Genomic DNA, 14,695 nt, shown 5'->3' with positions numbered 1-14,695 from the left:
CTGCGCGTTTCACCCGCGCTGCCCGCTCGCCGTCGAGCGCTGCCGCATCGACGTGCCGCCTTTGGTGCCAATGCCAGACGGACGCCTCGTCGCCTGTCATGTGCGCGCGCCGGCTACTGACATTCCCACTCGGTCGGCTGCGACGGCATTCATGCGGTTCAGCCTCATGTCACCGGGTCCAGGCATCGAAAACGCAAGTATAGCCGACAGTTGAATCGGCAGTTGTGGAAAGTAGGATCATATGGATGGAGATTTGTACGACGACGGAGGCCATCCGACACAGGACGGTGGCTTTGATACGGTCGGTTCAATTGCCACAAACGTTGAAGACGGCTTCACAATGGTAGCAGTTGGCGACCTTCTCTTCGCACGGCCTGTAACGAAGGGCTATCATCCTGGCTTCGCCGATGTCCTCGGGATATTTCATGAGGCCGACGTCACTTTCGGCAACTTGGAAACCAACATCTTGGATGTTCGGTCCAAAGGATGCCCGCAGGCTGAGTACGGCGGGGCATATTGCATTAGCGCCCCGGAACTGGGACCTGACTTGAAGGCCATGGGCTTCAATATGGTCAGTCGCGCGAACAACCATACGCTCGACTGGGGCCGAGAAGGCATGCAAGAGACGAGCCGCGCGCTCGATGAAAATGGAATTATCCATGCAGGCGCAGGCGAAAATCTCGCACAAGCGGGAGCCGCTCGCTTCTTGGAAACGTCGCGCGGTCGCGTGGCGTTGGTCTCATTTGCTGCGACGTTCTGTCCCATGGCTCGAGCGTGCGATCCCGCCGGCGAGGCGCCGGGCAGACCGGGACTCAACGCCCTTCGCTTGATCAAAAACATCGTGGTACCGCGGGAAATGCTGGAACAATTGAAGCGGATAGGCGAAGTGTTGCCAGGCTTCAAGCCCGCCGGTCAGGATCCAAACCGTGTCGTGCTTGAGGAGGCGACATACAAAACGGGCGACCACGCCGGTTACAGCTTCGAAGCTGACCCACGCGATGTCGCCGGCATTCTACGAAACGTTCGTCGAGGCAAGCAGTTCTCCGACTTCTGCATCGTCACGAACCACGGGCACGAGCCCGGAGAATGGAGCCAGGAACCGCCCGACTACGAACAATCGTTCGCCCGCAGGCTGATAGATGCTGGAGCAGATGCATACGTCGTACACGGACCGCATCTGTTGCGAGGCATCGAGATCTACAAAGGGCGGCCCATCTTTTACAGCTTGGGGAATTTCTTTTGTCAGGACCTCCGTACGCCCGTAGGTGCTGATATGTTCGACGAATACAGCAAGGATCCTCGGGTCCATACCGATGCCGAGGTGACGGTTGATGAGGTGGCTAAAGGATACCCGACAGCAGAAGGATTAGTAGGTCCCCAATCCGACGCGATTTATTATGAGAGTGTTGTCAGCGTCAGCCGCTTTGAGCAGAACCAGCTCGTTGAATTGCGGCTGTATCCGATCGAGCTTGGTCGCTCGAAGAGGTTTGCCAATCGGGGAGTGCCGCGTCTTGCTCCCGCAACGCAGGCAGTAACAATTCTGGAGCGGCTACAGAAGCTTTCGAAACCATTTGGCACGCAAATCGCCATCGAGAACGGCGTTGGACTGATCCGGCTGCGGCCGAGCTCGGAGCGATGACGAGGCTCAGCGTTGACTGCTCGATGCGATGTGCCTCCTCTGCGCGTCGCAAACTGCCATGTTGGCCGGCAGCCGTCGTGTAGCGGAGATGCCGAAGCTTGAGGGTCGGCGCGGAGCCGGATGACCTCGATATGGTGAACATTCTTCATATCCAGAGAAACCTAGTGGTGAACTATCCATACACCTCTCATCGTGCTCTGTAATCTCAGCTTTCCTGCGGCGCAGTGTTGCAGGAAAAGCGCTCGCTGAGTCCGATTTTTTGTTGGAGTGGACGGCCCACACGGCATCTGATGTGCCAGAATGAAGTCGTTGCCGTCCGTGCGGAGATGGAGAAAACCATCGGGAAGGAGATCGATCGCGTCCTCGCCGACGCTGGCTATCGCGGCCATTCCCCCGAAAGCCACCGGTTCCGGGTCTTCACTAGCGAATTTGGACTGCCTCCCCATTTCGGCATTGAACGCTAGGTGATTGATCAGTTCTCGACAACAAAGCAAATGACGCAAAATAGAGAAAATAAAACAATTGTTGCATTCTCTCGTGAAACCTGCGAATCAATAGTGGGATCCGCCGGAACGCCGGCAAAACAGACAGGCTGAGAAGTGACAGTGACCAAAATCCTCCACCGAACCATCGGCACGAATATGCCAAGAGCCGTAGCAGGATCAGGCATCTACATCACGGATAGCGAAGGTCGGAGCTACATAGATGGCTCGGGTGGTGCGGCGGTAAGTTGCCTCGGACACAATCATCCGGAAGTTGTGGAAGCGATGAAGGCACAGATGGGGCGTATCAGCTACGCGCATACGTCATTCTTTACGACCGACGTGGCTGAGCAGCTTGCTGAGCAATTGGTTGAAATAGCACCTAAGGGACTTGATTATGTTTATCTAGTTTCGGGTGGTTCCGAAGCTGTCGAGGCCGCGCTCAAGATGGCTCGGCAGTATTATGTCGAAATCGGGCAGTCCCAGCGACGCCACATTATTGCGCGGCGGCAGAGCTATCATGGAAACACCATTGGTGCATTGGCAACTGGCGGGAATGCGTGGCGGCGCGCGCAATTCAGGCCGATTTTGCCAGAAACCCATCATGTTTCGCCGTGCTACGCTTATCGCGAGATGCAGTTAGGCGAAACCCCGGAAGACTATGCCAACCGTCTCGCCGCCGAACTGGAGGCGAAGGTTATCGAACTGGGGACCGACGAGGTCATGGCTTTCGTGGCGGAACCCGTTGTAGGTGCGACGCTCGGTGCAGTCGGGCCGGTCGCCGACTACTTCAAGCTGATTCGCCACATCTGCGACAAGTACGGCATTTTGCTCATCCTTGATGAAGTGATGTGTGGCATGGGCCGCACAGGCACGATTTTCGCTTTGGAGCAGGAGGGCATAATGCCCGACCTGGTGACCATTGCGAAGGGATTGGGCGGAGGCTTCCAACCGATCGGCGCGGTGATGCTGTCTAAGAAAATCTATCGGGCCTTCGCGGAAGGTTCGGGCGTTTTCCAGCACGGACACACATATATCGGTCATCCGATCGCTGCAGCGGCGGCCAGCAAGGTCGTCGAGATTCTGCGGCGTTCGGAACTCATGGAACACACTGTTAAGATGGGTGAACGACTTCAGGCAGGACTTGACGAAGCACTCGGCCAATCGCCTTGCGTCGGCGACATCCGCGGCCGAGGCCTCTTCCGCGGTATCGAAATTGTTGCGGATAAGGACACAAAGATGCCTTTCGAACCGAGCCGCAAAATCCATTCCAAGATTAAACGGGAGGCGATGCAGCGGGGTCTAATGTGCTACCCCATGGGTGGCACCGTCGACGGGGTAAATGGCGACCATGTGCTGCTGGCGCCTCCCTATATTATTCAGCCCGAGCAGATCGATTTGATCGTAGAACGGCTGGCTGCCGCCATAAATGCCGCGGTTGCGAACTAAGGAAAGGACTCTTGATCCGTGTCAGACTTTTCAATGACGACATCGCCGTGTCCGCCCATAACCCACGAACTCTGGCCCAGCGAAATCGCGAATATGAAAAGTGGCTTTGCCGGCGCATTGAACGTCTATCGCACAATGGCCCATCATCCGGCCCTATTGAAGGCATGGGCTCCGTTGCGCCAGCATGTCGTCAAGGACAGCGCTCTCGGCCCCGTTCGGTCCGAACTCGTGATCTTGCGAGCCGCTCATCGGATGGATTCGGCATATGAATGGGTGCATCACGTTAGCCGCGCCCGAGGGCTTGGTATATCAGATGCGCGCATCCGGGCCATGCGTGGCATGCCAGATGGAGAGGATGGCTTAATTGCCCGAGCAGTTGATGCGCTCATCGATAGCTTTCGTTTGCCGTCAGATATCGAGGGCGCGCTATCTGTCGCCGTGGGGAGAGAAGGTGTATTCGATCTGATGGCTACTGTCGGCTTTTACTCCATATTAGGCTACATCTTGATGACCTACGGCACGCCAATAGACGAGGCGGCGGCAGCTGAGATGACCGAGCGTCCGCTATAGGTCCCGCGCGAGCTAAAAGATCTCGGCCAGATCGGGTATTCCTTCGGTGAACTCGCGGGGGCGGCCCCGAACCTGACGGCACCTACCGGGCCGACCTCGAGGCCGAAGTGCGCAGCAAGCCGCGGAGCAGCACCTGCACCACATATCCACCATGCGGCCAGAGATACGGCTCAAGCCGAATTCCTCATCTTACCTGAAACCGCCGGGCTTTGTCCGCGCAAAACTGAGATTCAGTAAACAAAATAGATCCCGATCTCGACCGGCGACCTCTTCCATAGTCCCCGGTTCGCCCATCCGCATCTTCCAGGTTTCCAACCCGCGGTGAACCCATTGCCAGGAGAAGAAACATTTGACTCATTTGATATTATATGCATCAATTGGAGCATCAAGACTATGGAGGGCATTCGCCTGAATACAGCGAGGGAATCGTGTGCCATCCTCTTAGAGGGCGCGGGGTCTTGCCTGTGCGCCTTGTTTCCTCGCGGAGCGGCGCATAACGCGCCGGAGGGGTCACAACATGAAAACCGATATGTTCCGTCGTGGCGTTCTGAGCAGGGCGCGTCTCGCGGCGGCTCCGCTCAGTCTTGTCCGTCGCCGTCGGCGCGAGCGCCGCTCGGGCTGGCCGTCTAATTATTAACAGTGACTCACAGGAAGCAGAGGCCCCTATGTCCAGCAATCCCATCTCCCGCGTCCGCGCCAAGGGCGACGCCTTATCCATCGGCTTCGTGCTCGGGCGGGCCAGCGCCTTCGCCTTGCGCGAGCGCGTCCTGCGCACCGAGGAATATCGGGTACTTGAGGCCCGTTGGCGCGGATCGGACTATCTGAAGGCTCTGGAATCGGCGGCCCGCACGGCCTATCCCCGTTTCGTGCGTGAAATTGAGGGGATCGCCGCGGGCGCCGAGCAGGATTTCGAAACGGTCTTCCTCTGGAACTGCCGGGGCGACCTCCGGCTTCCCGAGGACGTCTCCCCGGCGACGAAAGCCGTCGCAGCCACGGGCTGCACTTCGCTCCTGATTCCGGCGGAAGGCGACGGCCCGGCGGCAATCGCCCATAACGAGGACGGCGCGGCGGAGCTTCTCGGCACCTGTCTGTGGGTGGAAGTCGCGCCCGACGAGGGGCCGGCCTGGAGCAGCTTCACGTATCCCGGCATGCTGCCGGGGCACACATTCGGCCTGAACGAGGCCGGGCTTGTCCAGACTATCAACAACATCAGAACCCACGATCTTCAGCCTGGCGTGCCGCGACAGATTATCGGTCGCGCGATCCTCGGCGCGAGAGGGCTCGACGAAGCGGTCGAAATCCTGAAACGCAAGGACCGCGCTAGCGGCTTCCATCATAATCTCGGTGAGGCGAAGACGCGCCGGCTCGCCTCTGTCGAGGCGCCGGGCTCAGGCTGCGCCGTTCGGGAGGTCTTCTCGCCCCGAGCCCACGCCAACCACCTGCTCTTCGCCGAATTCGACGGGCTGGAGCAGACAATTACCCCGTCTTCCCGCGACCGGCAGGAGGCGGCGGACCGGATGATCGCGGAAGGCAAGCTGGCGGCGGGCGCGGAGGCAATGCTCTTCGACGAGACCACCCCGATCTATAAGAACGGCTCGGACAACTCTCTGACCCTCGCCACGAGCGTCTTCGCGCTTTTCCCTGATCGAATCGAATGGCGCGTGCACGCGGCGCCGGACGAGCGCGACGTGCTCAGCGGAACGATGCGCGTGGTCTAGTCGGGCGCCGCGCGCGTCGATTGGACCAGCGCTTCTTTCTCTCCAACGGCGGACGTTATGCACCCGCACCGCGGGTTTGCAGGATTGCGACGCTTCCTCCGTGCTACACGCACCTTCTAACTTAGGAGAAATGCATGAGCGCGGAAGTGCCACAGCACGTCCATAGCAGCATAGGTTTCGGGATCGCCACCGCCGTGCCGTCTGCCACGGCCGCAGCAAACGCTATCAGACAACAGGGCGGCAGTGTCTTCGACATGTATCTCGCCGCCCTTACCTGTTCTTGGGTTGCAGATCCGGCCAACTGTAGCCCTTTCGGGAATAGTCATAGAGAAGATGGAGTGTGTGATATGTCACAGAGGAGAGTCCGTGCACGAGACGTTGGATTTCCTTTCTCGGGCCTGCCAGGAGCAAAGAATTCTATAACAGACGTTGCCGGAGTGGAGGTTGGGCATACCACCTTGGTTTCGGGAGAAGGTTCACTGATTGTGGGACAAGGCCCTGTTCGAACTGGTGTCACGGCAATTCTCCCCCGGGGGCGCAAGGATCCTCGCTCTTCTTTCGCTGGATCATTCGCACTTAACGCGGCGGGCGAAGTGACCGGACTTACTTGGGTTGAGGAGCGCGGATATATCGAGGGTCCCATCTTGATTACCAATACGCATAGCGTGGGTATTGTTCGAGATGCTGCCATAAAATGGATGTTGTCCAACGGATACAAATTTGAATGGACGGTTCCTGTTGTAGGAGAAACGTATGACGGGATACTAAACGACATTAACGGGTTTCATGTTCGCGATGAGCATGTATATTCTGCGCTCAACAATGCCAATTCAGACATGGTTCTGGAAGGTAATGTCGGAGGTGGAACTGGAATGATTTGTTATGAGTACAAAGGCGGAATAGGTTCATCGTCTCGAGTTGTTGAAGGATTTTCAGAAAAGTACACTGTTGGCGTGCTTGTGCAGGCGAATTACGGACGGAGGAAAGATTTACGAATTGCTGGTGTGAAGCTTAGTGATACTCAGAGCAGAGAACCGGAAACCGAAAACAGATTAATGCCGCCTAAAAATGGCTGTTTGGGAGAAGGTTCTATTATAGTCGTGATTGCTACGGACGCTCCATTGCTGCCACATCAGCTGAAAAGGCTTGCAAAGAGGCCCTCCATGGGTATAGCTAGACTTGGGGGAATTGCAACGGAGGCCTCTGGAGAGATCTTCGTAGCGTTTTCGACAGCAAACGCCATTGCTTCAGATAATTGCGATGGCGCTGCTCTACCTCTCAGCATCAGCATGTATCCAAATGCAGGATTGACGCCATTTTTCGAGGCAGCAGTCGATGCCACAGAGGAAGCGATCTTAAATGCCATGGTTGCGGCAGAATGCATGATAGGAATAAATGGATATCGCGTTGATGCTCTCCCTTATCGGGAGATCGTAAAAAAAGGCAATGCAAATGGATAATTTTATCGGGGAAAGGCGCTCGCAGCCCGAATTGCGCTGCGGGAAAAGCGAACGTCAATCAACCGGCTGACGATCGAGGAGGAGCTGTCTTCATTGGCCATGCTTACGAGGCGAGTGGCGCAACAGGCCTGCTGCTCACGAGAACATCACGACGACACGGCACTATGCGAAAACGACGGCGGCAACCCTGCGCCGCAGTTCGACCGCGTCACGGGTCCGGCGGGCGCGATCCTTGCTCTCTGGCAACCAGCATGATAGCCGTGGCCATGCTGCCCTTCTTGCCGCCGATTTTCTCGCAAACGAACGTGGGTCGAACGAGCAGATCACATCTGCTGATACCTCAGGGTGAGATGCTCGTCGTGCCGCAGGCGCTCGTTGACTTTCCGCTGCTCGAGTAGCTTTCTCGCGCAACTCCTCAGCGCGGTTCAGAACCGCGATAGACCGCGTTTCACTGATCTCCTTGATGAACTTCATCACCATGGTGAAATCGGCATCCAGCTCATAGTCGAGCACCTCGTCCAGTTGCCACATCCAGGCTTCAGCTGCGCCGCAATCCTAACGCGGACAATTTCAGTCGCCGCCCGCGCAAGGGGGGATAAGGCGTCCCGCCTTGGGCGCGCGGCGTTCCTCCAGGCGGAGTGCTCCAGGGGATGTTGAGATCTATTCGTACACAAACCGGCTACCTTGAAGGAGCTTAAGATCGACTAGCGTGATGTCGGTTGAATTGGCGGTCAGCTCCCATAATCCATAGAGAGCCGTGTGCACGATAAACTGGAACAGGTGTATGCTTTCCCAGCCATCACCACCTGAAGAACGCCGTGAAACTCGCGCGCAAGATGATGGCCGACGGCACCTGAACCCCGCGCCAGACCATCGGGTCGCCCCTTCAGCCAGCCCGGAAGGGCAGGATCGTCGGCGTGTTGTCTGATGTTCCAGCCTCATTGGTCGCGGATGGCGAACGTCGCCACTTGCGGGTCGGTTCAACAATCGGTGCTCATGCTCTCCACGCCCTTTTTTGGTGTTGCTCAGGCTCGCGTGAAGCGCAGTCTCTTGATGCCATCCGAGTTTATATCGAAACCGTTGGCGGTGACGCTGAGCGTGGCATTCCAAGGCGGGCCAAGACCCGTGTCGGTGTCGGCCTGGAGCAGGAACCAGAGATCGCTGTCCGCGGCGACGATAGCCGCATTCATCGCGCCGAGATCGGAGCGCAGACGGAACATGCCACGTTGCGCATCGCCATCGATCACGACCTCGAGACCCTGCACCTTGTTGGCGTAGCGTCCGGAGAGAAGGGTGACCGCCTTGGCGTCCGCGCCCAGGCGTGTGTAGACCCTCGGCATGCCGCAGAATGTGCCGTCAATCTTACCGTCCGGCCTTGGCCTTAGGGCTAGATCGGTGATCGCGCGCTCGGGCTTGGCGCCGCTCGGATGGCCGAAATCAAACCGGCTCGCACCAAAGGAATCGAGGAAGGTTGGGACGCCGTCCTTGACGACGATCTCGAATACGTCGGGGCCGTGCTTCTGTCGGTAGCGTCCGGGAGCGAACTCGATCGGCGCCGGCGCGGCGGTGCCAAAATAAATGTCGGCGATGCGGCGGGCGACCGCGAAGGCGGCGACCTGATCGTTGTTTGCGATGATGACGATACCCAGCCCGTTGTCGATGAAGCGCATCGATTGCGACCTTCCCCCGGCAACCCCACCGCCGTGGCCGACCGCGCGGCGGCCACGATAAACGTCGGTCACAAGCCCGAGTCCGTAGCAGCCGGTCGCACCATTGTCGAAGACGCAAGGCGTGGCCATGCGCTCATACATTTCCGCTGTCCCGACCATGGGCTCGATCAGGTTCTGCTGCCAGATCACCATGTCGTCGAGCGTCGAAACTATGCCGCCTCCGCCGTCTTCTTCCAGCCCCCAGCCTAAATGGGTCCAGCCATTGGTGCGCTTGGTATAGTGCGCAGCCAGCCGTTTCATCACCGAGCCGTCGCGCAACATGAGCGAGGTGTCGTGCATGCCCAGCGGGCCGGTGATACGCTTGCGCAGGACCTCGTTGAAGGTCGCGCCCTCGATCTGCTCGATGAGCTCGTACAACATGAAGAAACCGGAATTCGAATAGATCATGGCACTGCCGGGCTTGAAGTTCAGCGCGTCCTGCCTGGCGATAATCTCACGGACTGTCTGGCGGTCTGACGGCGCGAAGATCGACCGACCGCTGAGAATCATGGCCTGTAGATAGTCGCGGTAGCCACTGGTGTTGGAGGCAAGTTGCCTAAGCGTGACCGGGTACTCGAGCCGGGGCACATAGGTCAGGTGCTTCTGCACCTCGTCCTCCAGCCTGAGCTTGCCTTCTGCCTCCAGCATCAGGATCAGCAACACGGTGAATTGCTTGCTCTGCGAACCGATGCGGAGGATGGTCTTACGCCCCATCGGGACATTGTCGTTGATGTTCGCCAGTCCATAGGCATTTGCGAAGATCTGGCGGCCGTTCTCGGTCACCGCGACGACAGCTCCAGGCATTTCCGGCCCGCTGAACTGGCTGAACAGTGCATCGATGCGGTTGGCAAAATCGGCGGGTGACCTAGTCATGATCGTCATTCCTCGGTGGGTGATGCTGGTGGTGATCCTTCAGGGAGACATGACGCATGGGCAAGGTAGCTTCGCGCCAAAGTGCATCGTCTACTGAATACCGACCTTCCGTTATTCCCATTCCGATACGAGTGGTGCCCGAACGAGGCGAGTTTCTCCGTCACGAACGTGGCGGGCTTGTGCACCTGATAGCCGAGCTCGGGCTTTCGGTGCAAACGGCGCCGCCACTCGGTAGTCTCGTTCTGAAGATCACTGGAAGTCCCGACGCCGTGCATCTGAGTTCTCAATTACAGGTTTATGACCGCTTAGAGCCGCTAATGATATCGAACATCAACCGCCCGGCGGGTTCCGTCAAACACAGCTTATGTATTCTCATCATCTAAAAACGAGATGGAGGCTGAGCTTCCGACCTGTGGTGGACGGGTCCTCTCCGGGCATCGCACTTGCCACAACTTAGCCGTCGAAAGTCGTATCAGGGAGAGCTGTCCATAGGGAAGGCTATCAGAATGGGCTCGGTATCGTCATGCACCTCCAAGCCGCCCACCTCGCGCGGCGAACGCTGGACGCCGAAATGACCCTCCACGTGCTCGCCTATAACTGACCCGTGCAGCCATTAAGACAGTGTGACGGCACGATCGCGAGCTCATTCGAACGGCCGACATTGGCACCGACCGCTTCAATGAGGGATTTATACGGGGGCCGTACGCGGTCACACCTCGCGTCGCGCGCACGCTTCTCTGCCCGGCTGTACAGGACCTGAAGGGGCTGGCGGCTACCGGACATAATGGATTGCCGTGAGTTCAATATTATGATGACCTAATCCCCTTATGATGCATCTTGCCCGTCGAGAAGCACTCTCGCCGTCGACATAATCGAGATTCGGGCTCGTCAGCCCTTGCCGCATTCCCCTCCGACATCGCTGCCGTTGCGGCATCCGCAGCGCTTTTCCAGTCTGTGAGTGACGTTTGTGAAACAGGCCAAGCGATACTCCAGACGGAATTATAGTCCATACCGTCCGGGTTCATCTCGAAACCAGATGTTCTCAATTCAGAATTTGAATTTGACGTACCGCGCCCACGATTGTAGCTCGATTCTACAACTGCCACGTTGGGCTCGGCGGTATTCGAACAGCTCCGGCGCCCCCTCGGCTCTGGTCCGCAGTAGGAAATGTCGCAAGCGGCGGATCAACCGCGCCACCAATCAAGGCCCCGGGGAATAGGCCAGGAACCGCCGAATTTCTTTTGTCAGGACCTCCGCACGCTCGTAGGTGCTGATATTTTCGACGAATACAGCAAGGATCCTCGGGTCCATACCGATGCCGAGGTGACGGTTGATGAGGTGGCTAAAGGATACCCGACAGCAGAAGGATTAGTAGGTCCCCAATCCGACGCGATTTATTATGAGAGTGTTGTCAGCGTCAGCCGCTTTGAGCAGAACCAGCTCGTTGAATTGCGGCTGTATCCGATCGAGCTTGGTCGCTCGAAGAGGTTGCCAATCGGGGAGTGCTTTCGAGACCAAAATCGACATGGAAAGGACACTGGAGTCATAAGGCTGAAGCCGGCTCGCCACTATGACGTGACTCGGGTGCGCAAATCACAAGCCTAATCCTAGACAGCTGCGAGGCAGTTTTAGATCGGTGAATGCGGTTATACCGATACCGCAATCTCTTTGACAAAGAGATACTTTTTAAACCCCCGCGACAAGTTGCACCAGACCTGCTGGCGTCTGGTCTCGTAAAATCTATACCAATGGAAGCTGAACAATGAGCGAAGCACCACACCTTACGTTCGATGTCAATATGCCGGGTATGAGCACCGGGCACCTTGTTGTCCCCGAAGGCGCCGACTGCGAAGCTCTTTCGCTTCCGGTCTTCAGCCTCAATAAAGGGGAGGGACCGCGCCTCCTTATCACTGGCGGATGTCATGGTAATGAATTGGAAGGGCCAATTGTCGCGCGACGGCTTGTTGACTGGCTGCCAGAAGCGCAAACCTGTGGAAGGGTCATCATCGTACCAGTGCTCAATCCGCCGGCCGTGCAGGCTTGGAGCCGCAACACGCCAGTCGACGGGCTGAATCTCAATCGAATGTTTCCGGGCCGCGCCGACGGCTCAGTAACCGAACGAATAGCGGATGCTATTTCGCGCCTTCTGTTGCCAATGGCCGACACCATATTCGATCTGCACAGTTTCGGACCAAAGTGGGATTTTCCACCGGCGAGCGTGACGCATCCTATTGCGGATGCCGATCTCATGGCCCAGACCGTCAGAATGGCAGAAGCATTCAAATTTCCCATGACATTGGTCTGGGAATACCACGACACGCCTGGAATGTTCGATATCTTGGCCCAAAGCCAGGGCAAGGTATTCATTTGCGCTGAACTCGGCGGCGGCACGGTCGGCTCCGAAGCTCTCGCGATCTACGAATCTGGAGTACGAAATGCACTCATCGCACTCGGACTCGTTGAAGGAAAAGTCGAGCATCCAACCTTTCGTCAACAGAAGTCCAGCCAGACGCTTGAAACGCTCCCGTCTGACGAGCTGAAATCGCCCGCGCCGGGCATCTTCGAACCTCGCTGTTCGGTGCTAGATGAAGTGAAGCATGGAGATCTCATAGGCATCCTGCATCCGATGGATTGGCTGTCGGCTAGTTCCATTGAAATTCGCGCGCCTATCGCATCCATCGTCTGCGGTATTCGATCGGGAGCGCATGTCGACGTCAATGAAGAAGTAGCGCTCCTTGCGAGACCGCTAGTACGACAATCATGCCGAGCCGGCAGGCATGCCCTCGATGACAGCCTTGATCGAGGATAACTTTTTCAATCTGCAAGCCAGTCGGCAATGCCGTCCATCGGCTCGGTCAGCCGCAGCACCGCGGCCGATCTGGAAGCTGCACATCTGCCGCTGCCAGCGAGGCCCCGAATTCAAAACGGTCCCAGAACTCCCCGTTAACATGCTGGTATTCCGCCATCGTGCTCAGAAGCCGCTCCCGCAGCGTAACCTTATTGCTCATAGTAAATCCGAATTGTCGGCTGTGTACCTCTCACATGCCAGATCGCGAGACCGACGTTGGATGCGCAGCATTCGCGGGCGAGGCAGTCACCCAGCCGGTCCGCCTCACCTTTCCGTCTTTCCTAGAGGTGCGTCGCTAGGGCAATCTGCTGCCCAACCTGGCGTGCATTTCCGTCAAGGTCGAAGATGGCGACGGCGACAAAGGAGGGTCGTCGATGCACCACCATCGGTATATGAGTTGTGCGTTCGGTCGGGCGGAGATTGCGGCCTGAACCGACTTGTACCTTCTCCCGGTCATGGACGAGAACAGATTGTGTGCCGAATGCAGCGTTTATCGCGGCTTGAAGCGCTTCCAGCGTGTCAAGGTCGTCGACGCAGGCTTCACTTTGCGTAGCGTGCTTTCGGTCGAAAATCAACTCCAGTGGTTTCCAGCCGCGCAGGAAATTCTGACCGAAGCAGCGACACAAACTGAGTAACCGCGCCGTCGCCTCCCGCCATTTCTCCAGGGAAGATGACTTCCATAGGCCGGAGCTCGTCGGCAACCGCATCGTCGCATGGTTGAAGAGAAAGCGCCCTGACTCGGAAGGATTTGTAGTTGTTACGACAGTCGGGACCTGCAGAATGGCTGAATCGCGTAGCGGCATAACGCATCAAGCCTCGCATCAGCGTTTGAGCTAAGCTACGAGACCGGCGGGCCTGCGAGAGGTGCCTAGCCCACTCTGACGCTGGTGTAGGAGTTTCTTCAATCGTGTGAGGGCACTTCTACTGGAACAGCGAACCCAGTTTTCACGCGATCCACGACAACCATGGTTTTCAGGCTCTTGATATTGGGGTTCTGGTAAAAGAACCGCCGGATGAAATCCTCGTAATCCTCCATGCTGCGGGCCGTAATGTACAAAAGGAAATCCGAGTCGCCGGTGATATAGAAACCGGTGGCGATTTCGGGTGACGATTTGATATCCCGCTTGAACTTATCGATGATGTCGGCCCGCTCCCGCTCCAGCGTCACAAGGACAATCATTTGAATGGGCCGCCCCACAGTTCTCGCCGAAACAATAGAAACGTCCGCTTCGATAATCCCCGCTGATCGTAGTCTCTTCAATCTTCGCTGGCAGGCAGTTGCCGATAGCCCGACTTGTTCACCGATACTCTCGGAAGTCAGGCGATTGTTCTTTTGCACGAGCTCGAGAATGCCGGCATCGATGCGATCATATTGCATAGGTTGGCTTTTTCCCTGCAGTGTACACCTCCCGACGGGCTCGAATCGGCGGAACTGAACGGATGACGAATATCATACTTTGACGGGGCATTGAACGACGCGGCTTTGATCGTGGGGATTGCCAAAGGTCGGAACTGCCTCGGTTTACTGGCCTTGGGAACGAGCTTTCGCCTCGCCGGACTTGGCCGATATGCGCCGCTGCGCAACTCAGCCTGCAGCCGGCAGAGGAATCCTTGCTCCTTCGGCGTGGCGTGATTACTCGTTTTAGCGGCGGTGAATCGAGGAGCGGCGATGTCGAGGCCACGCGAACGGCGCGGGACGGGGGAGCAGGATCTGTTCCGCTCCCGGCTGGATCAGATCATCGACATGACGCACGAACTGGTGCGGCTGGCGCAGACGATCGACTGGCCGCTCTTGGAGCGGCGCTTCGGCGAAGTCTATTCGGACGGCCCCGGCATGCCGCCGCTGCCGACGCGGCTGATGGCCGGGCTGGCGATTCTCAAACACAGCTTCAACCTGTCGGACGAGGATTTGTGCGCCCGCTGGGTGGAGACCCCCTATTTCTAGAG

11 protein-coding genes and 3 pseudogenes are annotated in these 14,695 nt (G+C 57.6%); 10 read left to right on the top strand and 4 right to left on the bottom strand.

Annotation, left to right across the window (positions count from 1 at the left end; translation table 11 throughout):
• The 6 genes and pseudogenes from ACFHWW_RS33425 to ACFHWW_RS33400 all read left to right on the top strand — a co-directional run.
• A pseudogene (locus ACFHWW_RS33425) lies at positions 1-214 on the top strand (hypothetical protein); the annotation flags it as partial.
• A gap of 27 nt (positions 215-241) precedes the next feature.
• A complete protein-coding gene (locus tag ACFHWW_RS33420; protein WP_379943619.1) occupies positions 242-1,639 on the top strand; it encodes a CapA family protein in 1,398 nt (465 codons plus the stop codon).
• A 605-nt stretch (positions 1,640-2,244) separates the two neighbouring features.
• Positions 2,245-3,570, top strand: a complete 1,326-nt coding sequence (locus ACFHWW_RS33415; protein ID WP_379943617.1) for an aspartate aminotransferase family protein — start codon at positions 2,245-2,247, stop codon at positions 3,568-3,570.
• Between the two features lie 93 nt (positions 3,571-3,663).
• On the top strand, positions 3,664-4,140 hold the full coding sequence (locus tag ACFHWW_RS33410) for a carboxymuconolactone decarboxylase family protein (RefSeq protein WP_379943615.1): 477 nt from the start codon (positions 3,664-3,666) through the stop codon (positions 4,138-4,140).
• Positions 4,141-4,805: 665 nt separating this feature from the next.
• Positions 4,806-5,858 carry a C45 family autoproteolytic acyltransferase/hydolase gene (locus tag ACFHWW_RS33405; RefSeq protein WP_379943613.1) on the top strand — a complete coding sequence of 351 codons (1,053 nt, stop codon included), beginning with the start codon at positions 4,806-4,808 and terminating at the stop codon, positions 5,856-5,858.
• A 134-nt stretch (positions 5,859-5,992) separates the two neighbouring features.
• Positions 5,993-7,318: a P1 family peptidase gene (locus tag ACFHWW_RS33400; protein ID WP_379943611.1), complete on the top strand. Its 1,326-nt coding sequence runs from the start codon at positions 5,993-5,995 to the stop codon at positions 7,316-7,318.
• Between the two features lie 162 nt (positions 7,319-7,480).
• Here ACFHWW_RS33400 and ACFHWW_RS33395 read toward each other — a convergent pair whose 3' ends face one another.
• Positions 7,481-7,849 carry a hypothetical protein gene (locus tag ACFHWW_RS33395; protein WP_379943609.1) on the bottom strand — a complete coding sequence of 123 codons (369 nt, stop codon included), beginning with the start codon at positions 7,847-7,849 and terminating at the stop codon, positions 7,481-7,483.
• 494 nt (positions 7,850-8,343) lie between these two features.
• Positions 8,344-9,900: a serine hydrolase domain-containing protein gene (locus ACFHWW_RS33390; RefSeq protein ID WP_379943607.1), complete on the bottom strand. Its 1,557-nt coding sequence runs from the start codon at positions 9,898-9,900 to the stop codon at positions 8,344-8,346.
• 56 nt (positions 9,901-9,956) lie between these two features.
• Between ACFHWW_RS33390 and ACFHWW_RS33385 the strand changes: the two genes are divergently transcribed.
• The 3 genes and pseudogenes from ACFHWW_RS33385 (at position 9,957) to ACFHWW_RS33375 (ending at position 12,709) form a co-directional block, all read left to right on the top strand.
• Positions 9,957-10,283 carry a hypothetical protein gene (locus ACFHWW_RS33385; RefSeq protein WP_379943605.1) on the top strand — a complete coding sequence of 109 codons (327 nt, stop codon included), beginning with the start codon at positions 9,957-9,959 and terminating at the stop codon, positions 10,281-10,283.
• Positions 10,284-11,133: 850 nt separating this feature from the next.
• Positions 11,134-11,405: pseudogene (locus tag ACFHWW_RS34535) on the top strand (CapA family protein); the annotation flags it as partial.
• A 257-nt stretch (positions 11,406-11,662) separates the two neighbouring features.
• Positions 11,663-12,709, top strand: coding sequence for a succinylglutamate desuccinylase/aspartoacylase family protein (locus tag ACFHWW_RS33375; RefSeq protein WP_379943601.1), 1,047 nt, complete (start codon positions 11,663-11,665; stop codon positions 12,707-12,709).
• Positions 12,710-13,029: 320 nt separating this feature from the next.
• Here ACFHWW_RS33375 and ACFHWW_RS33370 read toward each other — a convergent pair whose 3' ends face one another.
• Positions 13,030-13,551, bottom strand: coding sequence for a hypothetical protein (locus ACFHWW_RS33370; protein WP_379943599.1), 522 nt, complete (start codon positions 13,549-13,551; stop codon positions 13,030-13,032).
• A 98-nt stretch (positions 13,552-13,649) separates the two neighbouring features.
• The gene (locus tag ACFHWW_RS33365) at positions 13,650-14,126 is read right to left on the bottom strand and encodes an Lrp/AsnC family transcriptional regulator (protein WP_379943597.1); all 477 of its coding nucleotides are present in this window, start codon (positions 14,124-14,126) and stop codon (positions 13,650-13,652) included.
• Positions 14,127-14,417: 291 nt separating this feature from the next.
• Here ACFHWW_RS33365 and ACFHWW_RS33360 point away from each other — a divergent pair.
• Positions 14,418-14,690 (top strand): annotated as a pseudogene (locus ACFHWW_RS33360) (transposase); the annotation flags it as partial.
• Positions 14,691-14,695 lie beyond the last annotated feature (5 nt).

Origin of the sequence: Sinorhizobium sp. P24N7 (genome assembly GCF_042436655.1) — a bacterium.
GTDB lineage: Bacteria > Pseudomonadota > Alphaproteobacteria > Rhizobiales > Rhizobiaceae > Sinorhizobium > Sinorhizobium meliloti_A.
The sequence above is the reverse complement of the archived record's forward strand: the minus strand, read 5'-3'. Positions and strand labels throughout refer to the sequence as shown.

What these genes read in the sequence shown, in the direction of transcription:
- ACFHWW_RS33385 (WP_379943605.1), top strand. Translation starts at nt 9,957, where the DNA reads ATGGGCAAGGTAGCTTCGCGCCAAAGTGCATCGTCTACTGAATACCGA.
- ACFHWW_RS33420 (WP_379943619.1), top strand. Translation starts at nt 242, where the DNA reads ATGGATGGAGATTTGTACGACGACGGAGGCCATCCGACACAGGACGGT.
- ACFHWW_RS33390 (WP_379943607.1), bottom strand. Translation starts at nt 9,900, where the DNA reads ATGACTAGGTCACCCGCCGATTTTGCCAACCGCATCGATGCACTGTTC.
- ACFHWW_RS33400 (WP_379943611.1), top strand. Translation starts at nt 5,993, where the DNA reads ATGAGCGCGGAAGTGCCACAGCACGTCCATAGCAGCATAGGTTTCGGG.
- ACFHWW_RS33370 (WP_379943599.1), bottom strand. Translation starts at nt 13,551, where the DNA reads ATGCCGCTACGCGATTCAGCCATTCTGCAGGTCCCGACTGTCGTAACA.
- ACFHWW_RS33405 (WP_379943613.1), top strand. Translation starts at nt 4,806, where the DNA reads ATGTCCAGCAATCCCATCTCCCGCGTCCGCGCCAAGGGCGACGCCTTA.
- ACFHWW_RS33365 (WP_379943597.1), bottom strand. Translation starts at nt 14,126, where the DNA reads ATGCAATATGATCGCATCGATGCCGGCATTCTCGAGCTCGTGCAAAAG.
- ACFHWW_RS33375 (WP_379943601.1), top strand. Translation starts at nt 11,663, where the DNA reads ATGAGCGAAGCACCACACCTTACGTTCGATGTCAATATGCCGGGTATG.
- ACFHWW_RS33410 (WP_379943615.1), top strand. Translation starts at nt 3,664, where the DNA reads ATGAAAAGTGGCTTTGCCGGCGCATTGAACGTCTATCGCACAATGGCC.
- ACFHWW_RS33395 (WP_379943609.1), bottom strand. Translation starts at nt 7,849, where the DNA reads ATGTGGCAACTGGACGAGGTGCTCGACTATGAGCTGGATGCCGATTTC.